Annotated in this window: 13 protein-coding genes; 9 read left to right on the top strand and 4 right to left on the bottom strand. The window is 60.2% G+C overall.

The features are described from left to right. Positions 1–79: 79 nt before the first annotated feature. Positions 80–1699 (bottom strand): methyl-accepting chemotaxis protein, encoded by a 1620-nt coding sequence (locus tag JFN90_RS07170; protein ID WP_199394432.1) that lies wholly within the window; start codon positions 1697–1699, stop codon positions 80–82. 454 nt (positions 1700–2153) lie between these two features. Between JFN90_RS07170 and JFN90_RS07165 the strand changes: the two genes are divergently transcribed. Further along, a complete protein-coding gene (locus JFN90_RS07165; RefSeq protein ID WP_199394431.1) occupies positions 2154–2684 on the top strand; it encodes a hypothetical protein in 531 nt (176 codons plus the stop codon). Between the two features lie 267 nt (positions 2685–2951). On the opposite strand, the gene JFN90_RS07160 is transcribed toward JFN90_RS07165, so the two are convergent. Beyond that, positions 2952–3851, bottom strand: a complete 900-nt coding sequence (locus JFN90_RS07160; RefSeq protein ID WP_199394430.1) for a YceI family protein — start codon at positions 3849–3851, stop codon at positions 2952–2954. Between the two features lie 366 nt (positions 3852–4217). Between JFN90_RS07160 and JFN90_RS07155 the strand changes: the two genes are divergently transcribed. The 3 genes from JFN90_RS07155 to JFN90_RS07145 all read left to right on the top strand — a co-directional run bounded on the left by JFN90_RS07155 (position 4218) and on the right by JFN90_RS07145 (position 11040). Further along, a complete protein-coding gene (locus JFN90_RS07155; RefSeq protein ID WP_199394429.1) occupies positions 4218–4712 on the top strand; it encodes a cytochrome P460 family protein in 495 nt (164 codons plus the stop codon). A 203-nt stretch (positions 4713–4915) separates the two neighbouring features. Next, positions 4916–7603 (top strand): putative bifunctional diguanylate cyclase/phosphodiesterase, encoded by a 2688-nt coding sequence (locus tag JFN90_RS22510; protein WP_199394428.1) that lies wholly within the window; start codon positions 4916–4918, stop codon positions 7601–7603. Between the two features lie 272 nt (positions 7604–7875). Then, on the top strand, positions 7876–11040 hold the full coding sequence (locus tag JFN90_RS07145) for a PocR ligand-binding domain-containing protein (RefSeq protein WP_199394427.1): 3165 nt from the start codon (positions 7876–7878) through the stop codon (positions 11038–11040). A gap of 23 nt (positions 11041–11063) precedes the next feature. Here JFN90_RS07145 and JFN90_RS07140 read toward each other — a convergent pair whose 3' ends face one another. Continuing rightward, positions 11064–11393, bottom strand: coding sequence for a hypothetical protein (locus tag JFN90_RS07140; RefSeq protein WP_199394426.1), 330 nt, complete (start codon positions 11391–11393; stop codon positions 11064–11066). 176 nt (positions 11394–11569) lie between these two features. Between JFN90_RS07140 and JFN90_RS07135 the strand changes: the two genes are divergently transcribed. Together JFN90_RS07135 and JFN90_RS07130 are read left to right on the top strand one after the other, a co-directional pair. Then, positions 11570–12118, top strand: a complete 549-nt coding sequence (locus tag JFN90_RS07135) for a flavodoxin family protein (RefSeq protein WP_199394425.1) — start codon at positions 11570–11572, stop codon at positions 12116–12118. A 302-nt stretch (positions 12119–12420) separates the two neighbouring features. Further along, the gene (locus JFN90_RS07130) at positions 12421–13143 is read left to right on the top strand and encodes a YkgJ family cysteine cluster protein (protein WP_199394424.1); all 723 of its coding nucleotides are present in this window, start codon (positions 12421–12423) and stop codon (positions 13141–13143) included. A 119-nt stretch (positions 13144–13262) separates the two neighbouring features. On the opposite strand, the gene JFN90_RS07125 is transcribed toward JFN90_RS07130, so the two are convergent. Further along, positions 13263–15884: a CHASE domain-containing protein gene (locus JFN90_RS07125; protein WP_199394423.1), complete on the bottom strand. Its 2622-nt coding sequence runs from the start codon at positions 15882–15884 to the stop codon at positions 13263–13265. 229 nt (positions 15885–16113) lie between these two features. Between JFN90_RS07125 and JFN90_RS07120 the strand changes: the two genes are divergently transcribed. The 3 genes from JFN90_RS07120 (at position 16114) to JFN90_RS07110 (ending at position 17841) form a co-directional block, all read left to right on the top strand. Then, the gene (locus tag JFN90_RS07120; protein ID WP_199394422.1) at positions 16114–16596 is read left to right on the top strand and encodes a VOC family protein; all 483 of its coding nucleotides are present in this window, start codon (positions 16114–16116) and stop codon (positions 16594–16596) included. 69 nt (positions 16597–16665) lie between these two features. Then, positions 16666–16971 carry a hypothetical protein gene (locus JFN90_RS07115; protein WP_199394421.1) on the top strand — a complete coding sequence of 102 codons (306 nt, stop codon included), beginning with the start codon at positions 16666–16668 and terminating at the stop codon, positions 16969–16971. Positions 16972–17001: 30 nt separating this feature from the next. After that, a complete protein-coding gene (locus JFN90_RS07110) occupies positions 17002–17841 on the top strand; it encodes an SDR family NAD(P)-dependent oxidoreductase (protein WP_199394420.1) in 840 nt (279 codons plus the stop codon). Positions 17842–17899: the final 58 nt, after the last annotated feature.

Raw genomic sequence — 17899 nt, 5'->3', positions numbered from 1 at the left:
TCATACTTCTGCTCAGGGTTTGTCCGTAATCCAGCTACGATCAGCTTGGACTAAAAGCCGCCGATGGCGACCATCAAGGTTAGGCGACCTTGAACTGCCGGACCATGTCCTGGAGCCTGACCGACATGGAGGCAAGGGCCGTCGCGGCGGTGGCGGTTTCGTCGGCACCTTGCGCGGTTGCCTGCACGATAGTCGTGATCTGGGTCATGTTGGAACTGATTTCGCTGGTGGTCGCGGTCTGCTCTTCGGCGGCTGTGGCTATCTGGTTCGCCTGCATCATGACGGCGTGTATCTGCTCGAGGATGGCTTCCAGCGCCTGCCCGGAACGGGAGGCCTGTTGCGTCCCGCGTACCACTTCCTTGCTCCCCTCCTCCATGGCCTGAACCGCGCTCTGGGTTTCACCCTGGATGGTGCGTATCATCTCTGATATCTCCCTGGTGGCGCGCGTGGTGCGCTCGGCCAGGGCCCTCACCTCGTCCGCGACGACGGCAAATCCGCGTCCCTGTTCACCCGCCCTGGCCGCCTCGATGGCAGCGTTGAGCGCGAGCAGGTTGGTCTGGTCGGCGATGTCCTCGATGGTCCCGACGATGGCCCCGATCTGGTCGGAACGCTCCCCGAGCGATTCCACCGTCCTCACCGCCCCCTGCACCCGCTCGGCTATTACTCCCATCACGGCCACAGTGGCCTCAACGACCCCTGCGCCGTCGACTGCTGCCTGGTTGGCGCCTTGAGCGCCTTGAGCGGCGAGGTGGCAGTTTTGGGCTATGTCGTTGGAGGTCGCCGCCATCTCTTCTCCAGCGGTGGCAACAGTATTGGCCTGGGCGACGATCTTTTCGGTCCCCTGAACCATCTGCTGCGCCGTTGCCTGCAACTGCGTCGACGCCGAGGCCACCCTGTGGGCATCGCCGGACAAATCCTGCATGATGGACTGTATCCTGCCGACGAAATCGTTGATGTGATCGCTTAGCCGGCCCAACTCATCCCTGGAGTGATAGTTGATGCGCCGGGTAAGATCACCCCCGACGATGACGGCTATGGCACCGCTTATCTGCTTCAGCGCGCCATTTATCCCCGAGGTGAGGAAGGCACAGATGCCGACGCTCAGCAAAAAGGCGATGCACCCGGTGATCAGCATGGTGGTAATGGCGGCAGTGCCCGCTTCCTGTGCAGACTTCACCCTCAAGTCGGTCCGCTTGGCGTAGTAGTCCATCAGCGCCTCGGCCGCGGCCACATATTTTTGCCTGGCCGGCTCCCCCTCGCCGGCAATAGCGGCCTTGAACTTGGCGGCGTCTCCCGAGGCCGCAATGGCCATCAGTGTTTCATTCACTTTTGCGCCTGCGGTGAGTGCGCTGTCCAACTCGGCTACCAGCTTCTTGCCGTCGGGAGTCTTGGTGTTTTTTTTCAGCGCGTCGAATGCCTGGTGGTATCCTTTGCGGTGCTCCTCGATGTGTTTGACGATCTTGTCCCGGTCCGCTGGTGTGTCGGCCAGGACGAGTCCCCTGATTTCTTCGTCGACCCCTTGCAGGTTAAGAAGTACTTTGCCGGCATTCGCCGTGAGCCCGCTGATGCGGTTAACGTTGCTCAACTGGTCGGCACTGCTGTAGAGCCCTTTCATTCCCGCCCCCACAACAACGAACAGAAGCAACGACACGGTTCCAAAGCCAAGCAGTAACCGTTTTGCGATTGTGAGGTTTGCCATAAATCCTCCTTAGTAGCACCGAACATGAAATTTTCAGTCATAGTGACGCACCCATACCTATCGACACTTCTTTATGGGTACTTTAGTCAACAATTCCTCCGGGCTGATTCATATTTTCCCAAAGTACAGCGAACCGACTGCCTGTTTTCAGGGGCGAGCAAGGGGGATGCGTCAACGACTCCAGAGAAAACACCTCCAGACTCGGAGTTTTGTTGTTTACTTATTAAATATAATAGTGTATACGCTTTTGGCAGCGTGAGAGGGAAGCGCACCAGCCGATGCATCCGCGCAATTCCCGTACGCGAAGAATCGAAGTAAGTGGGGCCCCGAATGGGCCTGGGGTTCTGCAGCCGTCGCACGCGGGGTGAGGTGGACGGCGTTGAGGGATGCCATGTTGCGTTCTCTGCCACTGCCTCTATATTCCGCCTTGCAGGCGGCCCTCAAACAGGTTCACATGCTGTCCTCCGCGATCCTCGCCGGAAGCGGCGCCTGTCTTCTCTACATGCTCCACATCTACACGGCCTCCTCGCAGCGGATGGAAACGGCCGTCCTCAACCAGTCCACCATCGAGCTGGTCCAGTACCTCCTTCTTCCCAGCGCCACCTTCTGCATCGCCACTGGTGTTCTCATCTCCCTGGCCGACAACCGCGCCGTGTTCTCCTGCCATTACATGATGACCAAGACGATGAACGCCGTCGCCATCGCAGCCATCGGCGCTATCTCTTACTTCGGGCTGGGAAAACTCGCCTCCGCTGCCTCGGACGTGCGCGGGGTGTTGGTGGGGGGGCGCCTGTTCCAGGCCGAGGACCTGCTGGGGGTAACCAACCTCCTCGCCGCGGTGCTTATGGGGACCATCCTGTTTGTGCTGTACAACGTGGTGCATCGTCCCTGCGGGGATGGAGAGGGGTGCAAGGTGTGCAGTTGCAATGGGGTCCGGTGCGGGGAAGATGAGGCTTCGGTCAGTGATCCTGGTGACGCGCAGTAGGGGCTGAAGGCGAAGGCAAATCCCCCCTGTCCCCCCTTCGCAAAGGGGGAGACGTGAGTGCTTGTGCAGCGCTTCGTTGCTAATGCTCTCCTGCTCCGGGATTCTATTCCTGCTCCACAGAATCCCGCTCCTGTTGTACAGAATCCCGCTTCTGTTCCACTGAATCCGCTCCTGTTGCACAAAACTCCGCTCCTGTTGCAGAGAACTCCGCTCCTGCTCTCCCGAGTTCCGAGAGAAACTTCAATTCCCGACCATCCTTTCTCCCAATCACCTTCGCAGTGCCAGGATGAATAGCTCCAGCGTGATCAGGTCGTGCACGAGATGCATGCCGAGACGCTCGAAGAGTTTTGCTGAGCCGTAGCCGGCGTCCCAGAGGGTACGGTCGATGTCGAAATGGGCATGGGCCTTGACTGTGCCGTCTTGCTGGGGCGCCACTACGGCGGGAAAACCGACCGGACGGGTAACGCCCCGGATGGTGAGTTCCCCTATCACCGTCCCTTCGGGCGCTTCTGAAAAATCGCCGCTGTCAGGCTCCCAACGGGTGAGCCGGAACGTGGCGGTGGGGAAGCGCTCGACGGCGAAGAAGTCTTCGGACTTCAGGTGCCTGACCAGCAGATCACGCCAGTACGGGTCCTGCAGGTCGCGGTTTTCGATGCTGTTCATGTCCAAAACGATGGAACCGGCGGCGAGCCTGCCGTCGCGGATGACGAGTTCACCACTTTGCACTGCGATGGTGCCGTGATGGCGGTTGTTCAGGTTGCGCCCGATCCATTCCAGGGCGCTCTTTTCGGTGTCGATGGCGTAACTGCCGTCCGCCACCGCGGCGTCGGAACGGACGTGCGGACCGGTCTCGATGGGAAGGTTGGCCGCTTTCAGGGCGGCGAGTCCTCCTTTCAACACGGAAACATTTTGATACCCCGCCTGGACCAGGCGCTCACGCGCCACCTCGGCGGTAAGACTGCTCCCGGTAGCGTCGTAGAGGATCAATCCGGTGCTCCGATCGGGAGCCAGTTCCGCGATGCGGTCCAGGAACACCATCTCGTAAATGCAGACGTTATGTGCGCCTGCCAAGTGGCAGGCGGCGTAATCCTCGGGCGTCATGACGTCGATGACGAGGGCACCGGAGGTCATCTGTTCCTTCAGTTGGGCACACATGGTCGTTTTCATGTCTTCATCCCTCTTGTCGCCAACTGCAATTACTTCAGGTGTTGATCTATAAAAGACATTTTAGCACTTTGCCGGTAAAGCTCTCAATTTCGGCGCGGACAGCTAGTGCCGGAAAGACAAAGCCTCAACGCAAAGACGCAAAGGCGCGAAGACGCAAGGCAAAGCGAAATTCCAAAAACGATAGCTGTGCTCAGATAAAAGACCAAGTGGCCCAGTGCCGGGCACAGGCTAAGTTAGATGCGTACTTTTCTTTACCTATCGGTACTTTTTGTTATTGTTTCCAGGTCGGCTGTGTCTGGCGGGTCCGATCCGACTGCTCTCCTGTGTCAGGTGCACCCTCGTCATCTTCACTTTTAGGAGGACGCTATGAGGAAAAAGTTGGTTGTCTGTGCCGTAATCCTGTCGGTAGCAGGTTCGGTCGTCGCCGCCGATCGCCCGGTCGCTCCCAATGGCATCGCTCTGTATCCCGATTACCTCTCCTGGAAAGTGGTCGCTCCCTCCTACCGGGAGGACAAGGGGCAGATCAGGGTGATCACGGGGAACGAGATCGCCGTGGCGGCCCTCAAGGCGGGAACCAAACCACTGCCCGACGGCAGCGTGCTGGCCAAGGTGGCCTGGAAGGCGGAGAAACATCCCAACTTCCCCGTGGCTTCGGAGCCGGGCGCGTTCGTGCAGGTCGAGTTCATGGTGAAGGCCGCCAGGAAGTACAAGGAGACCGGAGGGTGGGGCTTCGCTCGTTTCGTCGGGAACACGTTGCAGCCGTACGGGAAGGATAAAAGCTTCGTGGTGGAGTGCTTCGGCTGCCACACGCCGGTGGCGGGCAACGATTACCTGTTCACGAAGATGGTCAAGTCGCCGTAAGGTTATTAAAAAGTAAAGGGGGGGACGTTAGGGCACGTGCAGCGTGCTGCGCTTTTGGGAATCACAGATTTGGCAGTTAGCACAAACTTTTGTGACACATCCACTTAGCATGATTGCTGAATATAGGAAATCCTTGCTATGAGGTCGGTCGCGTGATATAAACCTTTCCAGTTGGAAATAAGACAAAAAAGGTCCTGTTTAAAGTGGAAAAGAAAAACTGTATCAGCATCGGCACATCGGAAATCCCCTGGCGGGCAAAACTCGAGGCCACGGTCAAGGCTGCGACCGGGTACCGACTCTCTCTGCGGACCTTCATCCTGGCGTCGTCCCTCACCGTTTCTTTCATCAGTTTCGCCTCCGTCCTCGGCATCACCTCGCTGGTCTACCTCGACACCGTCAAACGCAGCGCCACGAGCCTCGCCTACGATCAGGCCCAGCAGGTTCATCGTTCCATTCCGCTCTTGATGGGGAAGGGGGCCACCCGCTCCGAACTGCTGAGCCTGTACAACGTGCCGGCCAAGTCCGGGGCGCTGGGGAGCCACACGGTGGAGCTGTACCGCACCCCCGTTGTGGAGGCGCTTTACGGGCGGGTCGCGCTTGCACCCGACCCGGGCGTGGAACAGGTTTTCAAGAGCGGCAAGGTCTTGGAGCGCGGTCAGGGGCACGTGGTCGAGGCGATCTTCCCGCTCACCGCTACTGAAAAATGCCTCGGCTGTCACGGCAACGCCCGCACCGGAACCCTGCTCGGCGCGCTCAAGGTGCGGCAGGATATCGAACCGATGCTGCGCCATGCCCGTCAAAAACTCTTCCTCCTCTTTCTTTTGCTGTCCCCGATCCCGGTGCTGATGGCGCTGTTCATCGCACGCCTGGTCAACGCCCGGGTGGTTCCCTCCATCAACGAGCTCGGTGACAAGGTGATCCAGGTCAACAGCATCCGCGACCTGACCCGGGTGGAATTTTCCGACGTCGCCCCCGGCTTCACCGAATTGGACCGGATCTTCGGCGAGGTGTCCAAGCTGGTGGACAAGATCCGGGCGGTGTCGGTGGACAAGGAGATCCTCGAGCTGGAGATCCAGATGCTGGAGAAGTTCATCATCACTTCGGAGGTGATCCGGGACTGGAAGGAGCACGTTGCCTGCCTCCTTTTGGAGATCAACCAGGTGGTGGACGCCTACATGCTGTTCTGCATCTTCCAGGTGGACGAGGAGCTCTACGATATCGAGATCTTCTGGCGCTCCCAACCGAGCGAGGCGACCAGGAAGCAGGTCGAGCAGGAGGTGCTGCGCAAGATCCGCAAAGAGAACGCCCGCCTGGCGGAGAGTTCCGCACTGCAGGTGATCCACAACGTCGCCTCCGATCAGACCCCGCTCGCCCTGGAGCAGGGGGACATGGAACTGCAGACCAAGTCGCTGATCCTCGACTCGCCGCAAATAGGCGGGGTGGTGGGGATCGGGGTCCAGTCCGAGTACGCCTGGAATACGACCCGGGGCCTCGTGATCGACAGCATCCTGACCACGCTCTTGAACGTGATCGGCTCCATCAAGGCAATCCACAAGTACACCAAGGACCTGGAATACTACGCGACCCGCGACCCGCTCACCGACCTGTTCAACCAGCGGGTGTTTTGGGAACTCATCTCCTACGAGATCGGCCGGGCCGATCGCCACGGCTACAGCTTTGCCCTCCTGGTGATCGACCTGGACAACTTCAAGCATATCAACGACACCTGGGGACACGCGATCGGCGACCGCTACCTGGCGGCCTTTGCCGAAGCCGTCCAGCACGCCCTGCGCAAGGGGGACATCTTCGCCCGCTACGGCGGTGACGAGTTCGTGATCCTGCTCCCGGAGTCGGACGAGGAGCAGGCGGCACTGGTGGCGGCGAGGATAAGGAACATCACCGAGGATCTCTACGTGACCACGCCGGATGCGGCCAAGGCGAGGGCGACCGCCTCTATCGGGCTGGCCATGTTCCCGCTGCACGCGGTGACGGAAAAGGACCTGTTCCTGTTCGCCGACAACATGACCTACAAGGCGAAGGGGGAGGGGAAAAACCGGGTCAGCATCCCGACCGCGGAGGATGTGGTCGAGGTGTTCCGAATGGTGGGAGAAAAGGCCAGGATGGTGCAGGACGCCGTCGACGGCCGCAGGGTGATGCCGTATTTCCAGCCCATCGTCGCGCTGGGGCCGGGAGGGATCGAGTGCTGCGAGGTGCTCTGCCGCATCGAACTGAACGGGGAGGTGATCGCCGCCGGCGACTTCATCGAGACCGCCGAGAGCCTCGGCATCGTGGGCAGGCTGGACGCCATCCTCCTGGAGAAAGCGTTCGCGATGGTCGAGGAGCAGGATTACCGGGGCAACCTCTTCGTGAACCTGTCCCCGAAGTCGATGATCCTGAACGAGTTCCTGCCCAACATCATCGGCCTCGCCGACAAGTACCGCATCGACCGCAGCAGGGTGGTCTTCGAACTGACCGAGCGCGAAACGGTGAAGAACCTGACCTTGCTGGAGAAGTTCGTCTACGACCTGAAAAGCCAGGGCTTCAAGTTCGCCATCGACGATTTCGGTTCGGGTTTCTCCTCGTTCCAGTACATACGGCAGTTCCCCATCGACTATGTGAAGATCGAGGGGGTCTTCGTCCGGAACATGCTCAACGATTACCGGGACATGGCGTTCGTGAAGACCCTCGCCATCCTCGCCAAGGAATTCAACATCAGCACCATCGCCGAATACATCGAGTCGGAGGAAATACTGGAGGCGGTGAAAAGCGTCGGCATCGACTATGCCCAGGGCTACCATCTGGGCCGTCCCTCCCCGCAACTCACGAACAAACAAGAACAAGGCTCAATTTACAGGGATGAAAAGGATGAAAGGGATAAAGCTTATGGGTAAAGCTGTCTGCGGGTACTCAGAGTTTTCGACGCACCGTTTTTGAAATAGCAGTCACGCAAACATCTCTTTACCTTTGCCTGCATCCGCTTGGTCCCTTCATCCCGGTGAACTCAATCTCCAGTTTTTCAAAGCAGGAAAATCGAACTTGCTTTACGATTTCCCTATCTCTGTTATCTTATCTTGGTTCTTCATTAATTGAGACCTCGCAGCTATGTCAGGCCCTGAGACAGTAACCTGCTCACCATGACGTCGCATCGACCAAAGGATAGGGTATGCTCAAACGTCTGATCCCCATCGTATGCCTTCTCGCCTGCGTCGCTACGGCACCGGCCGCCGATTACTCCCGGAAAACCCTCGTGGTTGGCAGCGAGGAGAATTTCCCTCCCTTCTCCACCGGCAGTACCGACGACACCGCCGGTGGTTTCGCCGTGGAACTGTGGAAAGAGGTCGCCCAGGAGGCGGGGCTGAACTACCGCATCAGGGTGAGGCCGTGGGGCGAACTGCTCCAGGAGTTCAAGGACGGGAAGGTCGACGTCCTGGTCAATATCGCCACCTCCGGGGAACGCCATCGCTATACCGATTTCAGCGTCCCCCACGTCACCGTCAACGGCGCCATCTTCGTACGCAAGGGGGATGTGCGCATCAGCTCCGAGGCGGATCTGGCGGGAAAGTCCATCATCGTGTTCAAATCGGACCTGGCCCATGAATATGCGGTATCCAGGGGGTGGGAAAAGCAACTGGTGTTGGTAAGCGACGCCCGGGAGGGGCTCAGGCTCCTTTCCTCCGGCAAGTACGACGCCATGCTGGTGAGCAAACTTGCCGGGATGCAGACGCTGCGGGAACTGCGCATCGCCAACGTCCGCGCCGTGGATACCAAGGTGGGGTACGCGCAAAAGTTCACCTTCGGCGTGCACAAAGGGGAGGCGGACCTCCTCGCCGCGCTGAACGAGGGGCTGGCCCTGACCAAGGCCGACGGCGATTACGACGAACTGTACCAGAAGTGGTTCGGGGTTTATGAAACCAAGGAGCCGACCTTCCGGGACATGTTGAAGTACCTGCTTCCCTTCGCACTCCTGGTGGCGTGCGCGGTCGTCTATCTCTTTTACCGGCGCAGCTGTGAACGCAAGGCGTCCGAGGCGGCGTTGCGCGAAAGCAAGCTGCGCCTGGACACCATACTCGACAATGTCGGCGCCTACATCTTCATAAAAGATACCGAGTATCGTTACACCTATGTGAACCGCGAGGTCTGCGAGCTGTTCGGTCAACCCGAAGCCATGATCGTCGGCAAGACCGATGCCGCGTTCTTCTCCGCGGAATCGTTGCAGGAGATCATCGCCAGCGACCGCCCGGTGCTCGAGGAGGGGGTCACGGTCCGAAGGGAAGAGACCAATTTGGCGGCCGAGAACGAGCAACCGCGCAGCTACTGGACGGTGAAGCTCCCCTTGCGGGACGAACGTGGCGTCATATACGGGCTTTGCGGCATATCGAGCGACATCACCGAACTGAAGCTGCTCGAGGACCAGGTGAGGAAGAAAAGCGTCCAACTCGAGGAGGAACTGGCGGAGCGGGAGCTGACGCAGGAAACGCTGCAGGAGCAGACGGCACTGCTCGAAGAGCAGACCGCGATGCTGGAGGAGGAGATCGAGGAGCGCAGGAGGGCCGAGCTCGCGCTCAAAGCGAGCGAGGAGACGATCCGGCACAAGCTGAAGGCGATCCTGGAACCGGAAGGGGACATCGGCGCCCTGGAACTCTCGGACATCATCGACAGCGAGATGCTCCAGACCATGATGGAGGATTTCTACCGGATCACCGGGATGCTGGGGGCGGTCCTCGACGTGTCGGGCAAAGTGCTGGTCGCGGTAGGGTGGCAGGACATCTGTACCAAGTTCCACAGGGTCCATCCCGAGGCGTGCAAGAACTGCCTGGAAAGCGACACCATCCTGACCGAAGGGGTGGCCGCGGGAGACTACAGGCTCTACCGCTGCAAGAACAACATGTGGGACATGGTGACTCCCATCGAGGTCGGGGGAAAGCACGTGGGCAACGTCTTCATCGGGCAGTTCTTCTACGAGGACGACCCTCCCGACCTGGAGCTTTTCCGCGAGCAGGCCAGGCGCTACGGGTTTGACGAGACGGAGTACCTGGCCGCGCTGGACCGGGTGCCCCGCTTCACCAGGGAAACGGCTGACGCGGGGATGAAATTCTACGCCGAGCTGACCCGGATCGTTTCTACGCTCAGTTTCACTTCGTTGAAGGTGTCGAGGATGCTTTCGGAGCGTATCCATCTCGAAGAGCAGCTGCGGCAATCCCAGAAGATGGAAGCGGTAGGGCAACTGGCCGGCGGCGTCGCGCACGACTTCAACAACATCCTGCAGGTGATCACCGGCTACGGCAACATGCTCAAGATGAACCAGGGCCTCGGCGCGACCCAGCTGGAATGGGTGGATCATATACTGACGTCGTCCGACCGGGCGGCGCAACTCACCAAGGGGCTGCTGGCGTTCAGCCGCAAGCAGGTGATCCACCTGGAATCCGTGGACCTGAACGACGTCATCGAGAACTTCAAAAAATTCATCCTGAGGGTCATCGGAGAGGATATACACCTGAAGACGGTAACCTACGGCGACCGCCTCGTCGTGCATGCCGACGTGGGGCAACTCGAGCAAGTGCTGATCAACCTGGCGACCAATGCCCGGGATTCCATGCCCAGAGGCGGCATGCTGACCATCGAGACCGGGCTGCAGGCGGTGGAGTCGCCCTTTGATCACGAGTTTGGAAGGGCGGAGCCGGGACGATACGCCGTGGTAGCGGTGTCGGACAGTGGCAGCGGCATGGACGAGGAGACCCGCAAGAGGATTTTCGAGCCGTTCTACACCACCAAAGAAGTCGGCAAGGGGACCGGTCTGGGCATGGCGATCGTCTACGGCATCGTCAAACAGCATAGCGGGATCATCAACGTCTACAGCGAACCCGGGCACGGTACCACCTTCAGGATCTATCTGCCGGTCCACGAGGCGGTACCGGGCGCGGCGGACGCCCAAGCCGCGCCGGTGGAGGCACCCAAGGGGGGAAGCGAGACGATCCTTTTAGCCGAAGACGATGCGGAAGTCCGCAAGCTCGTGGTGTCCATCCTTGGTCAGTACGGTTACCAAGTGATCCAGGCGGTGGACGGGCAGGACGTCGTCGAACAGTTCGCCGCCAACAGGGACCGGGTGGCGTTGATCCTCATGGACATGATCATGCCCAAAAAGAACGGCAAAGAAGCCTACCAGGAGATCTCGCTGCTGCAGCCGGGCGTGAAGGTGCTGTATTCAAGCGGCTATACCGCGGACTTCATCCAGAACAGAGGGGTGTCGGAAGACGGGATCGAACTGATCATGAAACCGGTACAGCCGATGGAACTGCTGCGCAAGATCAGGGACATGCTGGACCAGTAGAAGGGCAGCGGCGCCGGGACGGTTCAGCGGGTTAACGGCCGGGTTTGCAGGACGCTGTCCTGTTGCTTGGCGCGCCTGGCGGCGCGGTCCTTCATCTGATCCATCTCCTTTTGCACCTTGACTTCTCCCAGGTGCTCCAGTTCGGTGGCGCAGGTGTAATAACAGTATGACGAGCTGCCATGGGAATAAATTTCCTTGGATCTCGCGTAGCGATCTATTTTTGCCTGGAGTTCGCTTACTGGCATGTTCAACAGTTCGTCGTACTCGACAGGCGGGCAGTCGCACTCCTCGGCACGGGCCGCAGCGGTGGTGATCAGCAGCAACAGCGACAGCAATAAGGCGGCTTTTTTCATGGTGTCCTCCTATGGCGAGACTATGTGCAGTATTGGCCTCGGCAAATGTTAGCAAGGGGGCGGTGTTCCGCAAGGGGGGGAGTAGTTCTCAGGTCGCCTGGGAACATTGCCCTTGACTTTGACTGACCGGTCAACTAATGCAGAAGCGATGACATTTTCACAGGAGGGAGTTTTTTATGGCGAAGAATATCCTGGTACTGGCTGGGAGCCCCAGGAGAGGGGGGAATACGGATCAGCTGGCCGACGCCTTCACGGCAGGCGCGGAGCAGGCGGGACACACAGTGGTGCGGTTCCGGACGGCGGATAAAAACATCAAGGGGTGCATCGACTGCAAGACCTGCTTCAGCAAGGGTACGGCCTGTTCCATCCCGGACGACTTTGCTGAACTGGCGCCGCTTCTGGAGCAGGCCGATGTCCTGGTCCTGGCGACCCCGCTTTACTGGTTCTCATTTTCTGCCCAGTTGAAGCCGGCCATCGATAAGATTTACTCCTTCTTCATCGGGAACCGGCCGCTGAAGATCAAGGAGTGCCTGCTTTTGGTGAGCGGCGGCGACAAGGAAGAGAGGAAGTTCGACGGTATCGTTAAGTCCTACCAGCTCATCGCGGAGTTCCTGGGATGGCAGGACAGTGGCACGCTGATCGTGCCGGGTCTGCATGGCAAGGATGATATCCTGAAGAGCGATGGACTGCGGCAGGCAGAAGCGTTGGGCAGGGGCATCGCGTGATCGGAGTCGCTTGATGGCAGAAAGGGCGCCGGACTCCGGCGCCGGTTTGCTGAGTGGTACTGGCGTGGCAGTAAAGCAAATCCACGAAGCAACCAGCCCACACCCCACAGCCCCCACAGATCCACCCTTCCAGCTCCTCATCCCAGTCTGCCCCTAGCTCTTCTCACTGAGAAGCCAGCTCTTCTTGCCCTATCCCCCTCAATATGCTATGTGCTCAGGTGCGCTGCAGTGACAGTAGGCGAGCGACTGCGGTCAGCAACATAGATTCCGTCCGGCAACGACGGCGACGAAGGATAGGTACCATGACAGCCAATGACGACGCCTTGCGGCAGTTGCTCGACCAGGCGAAGCAACAGCAGATGTTCCTGGAAATGTTCGTCCGCTCCTGGGTCGACGACTACCGCTCCGGCGGCGGCACCGTCTTCTGCGGCAAGGGATGCCGCAACTGCTGCAGCCTCGCGGTGCACACCGGCTTTGCCGAGGCGCTGGCGGTGGCAGGACAGTTGGACGAGGAAAAGGGGAGTGCGGTTGCAGCATACGCGGTTAAGCTGCGCGAACTCGCACGGGGAATTGACGGACTGACCCGGTACCTGCGCCTGCACCGGGATGAGATGGGGTCCTGCCCCCTGTTGAACGGGGAAGGTGCCTGCAGCGTTTATCCGGTGCGCCCGCTCACCTGCCGCTCGCTCATCTCGACCCGCGAAAGCGCCTGGTGCGGAGCGGATTTGACCAAAATCGGCACGGAGGAGCGGGAGGCTTTTCTCGCCGGGCTGGATCGGAAGGTGGTCTCGTTCCCGAGCCACTACGTGGCGGTGCTTCAGGAAAGCGGCAAGGAGTTGGAGGAGGCGGGGGCGCAACAGATGCGGACTATGCTTGGCTTCTCCCTCTACGGCAACCTCGGAGTCCTGGTCCATCTATGCCGGGCTCATGATCTGGCCGGGGCTGCCCTGCGGGGACGTGGCGACGCCGAGCGGGTCATCGCCGAGGCCGGGTTCGATAATCCGCTGCTGGTGACGGTTTCGTAGCTGAAGAAGCTAAGGCAAATCCCCCCTATACACCCTTCGCAAAGGGGGGGACTCCGGGGCATGTGCGGCGCTTCGTGGGCGTTATGGTCTGCTTTTTAAGGTGTTTGGGATTGGGTTGGCTAAGAGGCTTTCCGCATCACTTCCCTGAGCACCTTCAGGGTGTAGGGCTTCTGGATGAAGCCGGCCAGTTCGCTGTCGCCGAATTTTTGCACCACGTCCTGCTGGCTGAATCCGCTGGACATGATCACCTGCACCTGCGGGTTAATGAGCTGCAGGCGCCGGAGACATTCTTCTCCATCCATCCCGGGCATGGTGAGGTCGAGGATGACCGCCTTTACATCGGGGTTGTCACGGTAGAGGGAGAGGGCTTCTTCTCCGCCTGCGGCCGTTAACGGGGTGAAGCCCAATTCCACGAGCATCCTCGTCGCGATGCTGCGCACCGTATCCTCGTCGTCGACCAGTAGTATCTTTCCTTCTCCCCGCCAGTTGTCCTGTACCGGTTCCGCCTCGACCGTTTCGGTGGCGGCTTCACTTGCCGGCAGCAGCACCTTGAACGTGGTGCCCCGCCCCGGCTCGCTGTAGATCCGGATCCCCCCGCGGTGCCCCCGGACGATGCCGTGCACCGCCGCCAGGCCGAGACCGCGGCCGGTGAACTTGGTGGTGAAGAAGGGATCGAAGATCTTCTGCTCTACCTCTTCATCCATGCCGCAGCCGGTGTCTACCACCTCCACAAAGACGAAGCGCCCAGACGTCATGTACTCGCCCAGGATGAGGTCCTTCAGGCTGTCCTGGTCCAGAGTCGTGGAACCGGTGCGGATGGTGATCTCGCCTTTCTGTTCCCCTATGCTTTCGCCGGCGTTTTGCACCAGGTTCATCAGTACCTGGCGCATCTGGTTGAGATCTGCCTCCACCATGGGAAGGGGGCTGGCCAGGTCCAGCTTCACGTTCGCGTTGGCGGCGGAGGTTTCCAGCACGTGGCGCAGGTCTTCGATGAGCCGGTTCAGGTCCGCTTTCTCGACCACGAATCTCCCTTTTCCCGAGTAGGCCAACATCTGCTTGGCGAGGTACGCGGCCCGGTTGGCGGCGGTCTCTATGTTCCTCAGGTTGGGCGTGATGGGGGAATCCTCCGGGAGTTTCATCAGCGACAGGTCCACGTTGCCGATGATGGCCATGAGGATGTTGTTGAAATCGTGGGCGATGCCGCCGGCGAGGACACCGAGGCTCTCCATCTTCTGGGCCTGCAGCAACTGCTGTTCGTAGCGGACCCGTTCCTCCTCGGCCTTCTTACGCTCGGTGATGTCCTGGCCGACGGCCTGCACCTCGGCAAGCCTGCCCTGTTCGTCGAAGATCCCCCTGTTGGTCCATTGATGCCAGAGCACGCTGCCGCCCGGGCCGAAGAAGGCCAGTTCCCGCGTTTCGGTCCGGTGCTCCGGGCTCAGATCGCCGAGGAAGTCCCGCACCGGAGAGCGGTATTCGGGGAGCAGGAACTCCAGGAAATTTCTGCCAGTCATCTCCGCCTGGTTCATGTGGGCGCCTTTGGCCAGCGCGGGATTGACGTAGGTGAGCGAGCCGTCGGGAAGATAGGTGCAGATGTAGGCGGGACTGTCCTCGGAGATTTTGCGGTAGCGCTCCTGGCTTTCCCTCAGCGCCTGGGCCGCCCTGATGGCACTGGTGTGGGCATGGCGGAGCATGAAGGCGATCACGGTGAGCAGGGCGCTGACGACGAGCCCGCCTACGAGGTAGCTGCGTGACTGGCTTTTACCCTGCTCCAGCGCGAAGTCCGGGAGTGACTGGAAGGTGAACAGCCATTCGCGGCCGAACCTTTGCACGGTGCGGCTGCTCTGGAAACCGGGGTGGTAGTTCTGGGGAACGCGAACCTTCCAGTCCGCGATACTGTCGAACAGCAGAGTGGCGTCGCTGACCTTGTTTTCGGTGTAGATCCGAAAGCCGATGCCTTGCGGCGGCTTGGGGAACGTCGCCGACATCAAGTCCCTGATGCGGATCGGGCTGTAGGCCCACCCTTTGAGCGCATCCCTGCGCTGCCCCGTGGTTGCGTTGGGCAGCATCCGGTCATAGACCGGGAGGTACATCAGCAAACCTTTTTGGCGGTCCTGTTCCGTTTCCTGTACCAGGAACACGGGGGTGGTGAGGGCGGCATCCCCGGTGTCGCGTGCCTTGGCCATGGCGTTGTGACGGTTGGACTCGGAGAACATGTCGTAGCCGAAGGCCCGCTGGTTGCGCCAGTCGAACGGTTCCAGGTAGACGATGGCGGAGTAGATGGGGCGCTCTCCCTCGGGCCAGATCCGGTAGGCGGGGAACCCTTCCGAGCGCATGCGCCGGATGTGGCTTTCCCTGTCCTTCGGGTACACCACCTCGGAAAAGCCCAGCCCCTGCAGGCCGGGATAGTTCTGCTCCAGGGCAAGCGACATCGTAAAGCGGTGCCATTCGTCGCGGGTGACGCTTTCGCTGGCGTTGAACAGGCCCGCGGCTCCGCGCAGGGCCTGCTCGTCGTCGATCATCCGGTTCAGGAACCGGTCTACGATCTCGACGCTTTTGTCATGGAAGGCGGTCTGGAAGCGGGAAGTGAGGCTGCGGTCGTATTGACGCCAGAAGAAAAGGGTCATGAACAACGACAGGGTCAGCACCAGGTAGGGAAGCAGGTTGACGGCTTTTCCCCATGGGGAAAAGCCGCGCGGGGGCGAAGCGGCACCTTCGATTGGTTGGGCGCTCTCAGTCGGCATCCGTGTACCCCGGCTCCCTCACGTGTGGTTCTTCCGGCCTGGTCGCCGGGATGAAGATTAACTTTACAGAAGTTGAAGCTTAACTTTACAGGAGTTGCCGCCAAAATCAATGTGCGCCAGGAGGGGCGCCCCCCCCCTCCTGGCGCGACTATTGACATAGTGTGGACCGAATCCTATCCTGAAGAGTAAGTCGGGGGCGCGGAAATGCCCGACAGATAGGAGGTTTATCATGACTAAGCCTATTGCGGAAGGATTCCACAGTGTCACACCCATGTTCATGTTCAAGGATTGCCGCAAGGCGATAGAGTTTTACCGCAACGCCTTCGGTGCCGTAGAGAGATACACAATGCCGGGACCGGACGGGGGAGTCATGCACGCCGAGCTCATGGTGGGCGATTCCATCATCATGATGGGGGACGAGTTCCCCGGTGAAAACTGCAAGAGCGCGGAAACCTTAGGGGTGTCGCCGATCAGCTTCTATCTTTACGTGGAGAACGTCGATGCGGCCTTCAGGCGCGCGCTGGAAGCGGGAGCCATCGAGAAGATGGAGGTTCAGGACATGTTCTGGGGAGACCGGGCCGGTTCGCTGCAGGACCCATTCGGCTACAACTGGATGCTGGCGACCCACACCAGGGATCTGACCCCGGAAGAGATCAGGGAAGGCGCCAAAGCAGCCTTTGCACAACAGCTACCTAACGAAATCAAATCGTAACGCCCCGATGGCTTCCGGCACCGGGGGAGGTTCTCCGGGTGCCGGAAGCGACGGGAAAGGTTGTGAATCATGAAAAGCATTTTGCAAATGATGGCCGTCACCCTGATCATGGGAGCGCAAATCGCCGGTGCGGAGAGCAATTGGTACACGGGGGACGAGCGCTGCCGCCCGCCCAAAGACGACGGCACCTATTCGGCGCCCTACGACGCCAGGGAGCACCCGGGGGATTACCCGACCTTTCCCGGCGCGGACAAGCCGGGGTGGTTTTGCAGCTATCAGCGGGAGGACGGAGTACTGGTTCAGCACGGCACCAGCTTGACGCCGCAACAGCAATGGCTGGCGGTCTGGGCCGCCGGCGCCAACAACATGAACTAAGAAGAGTAGGCCTCAGCGAGGAGGTCCGCCATGAAAGACCTGGAAGGATTTGTAATTTTGATTACCGGTGCGACCGACGGCCTGGGTGAAAAGGTCGCCACCGATTTTGCCGCCCTTGGGGCGACGCTGTTATTGCACGGCAGAGATCCTGAGAAAGGCAGGCGGGTGACCGCCGCCATCAGGGAGAGTACCGGCAGCGACCGGCTGCATTATTACAATGCCGACCTTTCTTCGCTGGCGGCGGTGGAGGCGTTGGCCGACGCTGTCGCCGCAGACTGGCGCGGACTGGACGTGCTGATCAACAACGCTGGCGTCGGTGCGGGGCCGGATCCCAAGCTGCGCGAGGCGAGCCAGGACGGCTTCGAGCTCCGCTTAGCGGTCAACTACCTGGCGCCGTTTCTGCTCAGTTACCGGCTGCTGCCGCTATTGCGTCTTCGGGCCGAAGAGGTGGGGGGCGCGCGCATCGTGAACGTGGCCTCGGTTGCCCAGCAGGAGCTGGACTTCGCTGACGTGATGCTGGAGAAGGATTACGACGGCATGCGCGCCTACGCCCAAAGCAAACTGGCGCTGATCATGTTCAGCTTCGACCTGGCGCACGAACTGGCAGGAAGCGGCATCACCGTGAACGCCATGCATCCGGCATCACTCATGGACACCAAGATGGTGCGGGAGTGGTTCGGAACCGCGAGGACCACTGTGGAGGAAGGGGCACGCTACCTGGAACGGCTGGCGGTGGACGACGAGTTGCAGGGTACAACGGGGCTCTATTTCGACCAGGGGAGCCCGAAACGGGCGGCGGAGCAGGCCTATGATGTCGAGGCCCGCCGGCGGCTGAGGGAGCTGACGTTGAAATTGATCAGCCTCCGCTAAAGCTTCGGCTGACACGTCAGCCTTCGGCCTTCGGCCTTCGCCAAGGCTTCGGCCGACA

Origin of the sequence: Geomonas propionica (genome assembly GCF_016458235.1) — a bacterium.
GTDB lineage: Bacteria > Desulfobacterota > Desulfuromonadia > Geobacterales > Geobacteraceae > Geomonas > Geomonas propionica.
This window is presented reverse-complemented; position numbering and strand designations above follow the sequence as displayed.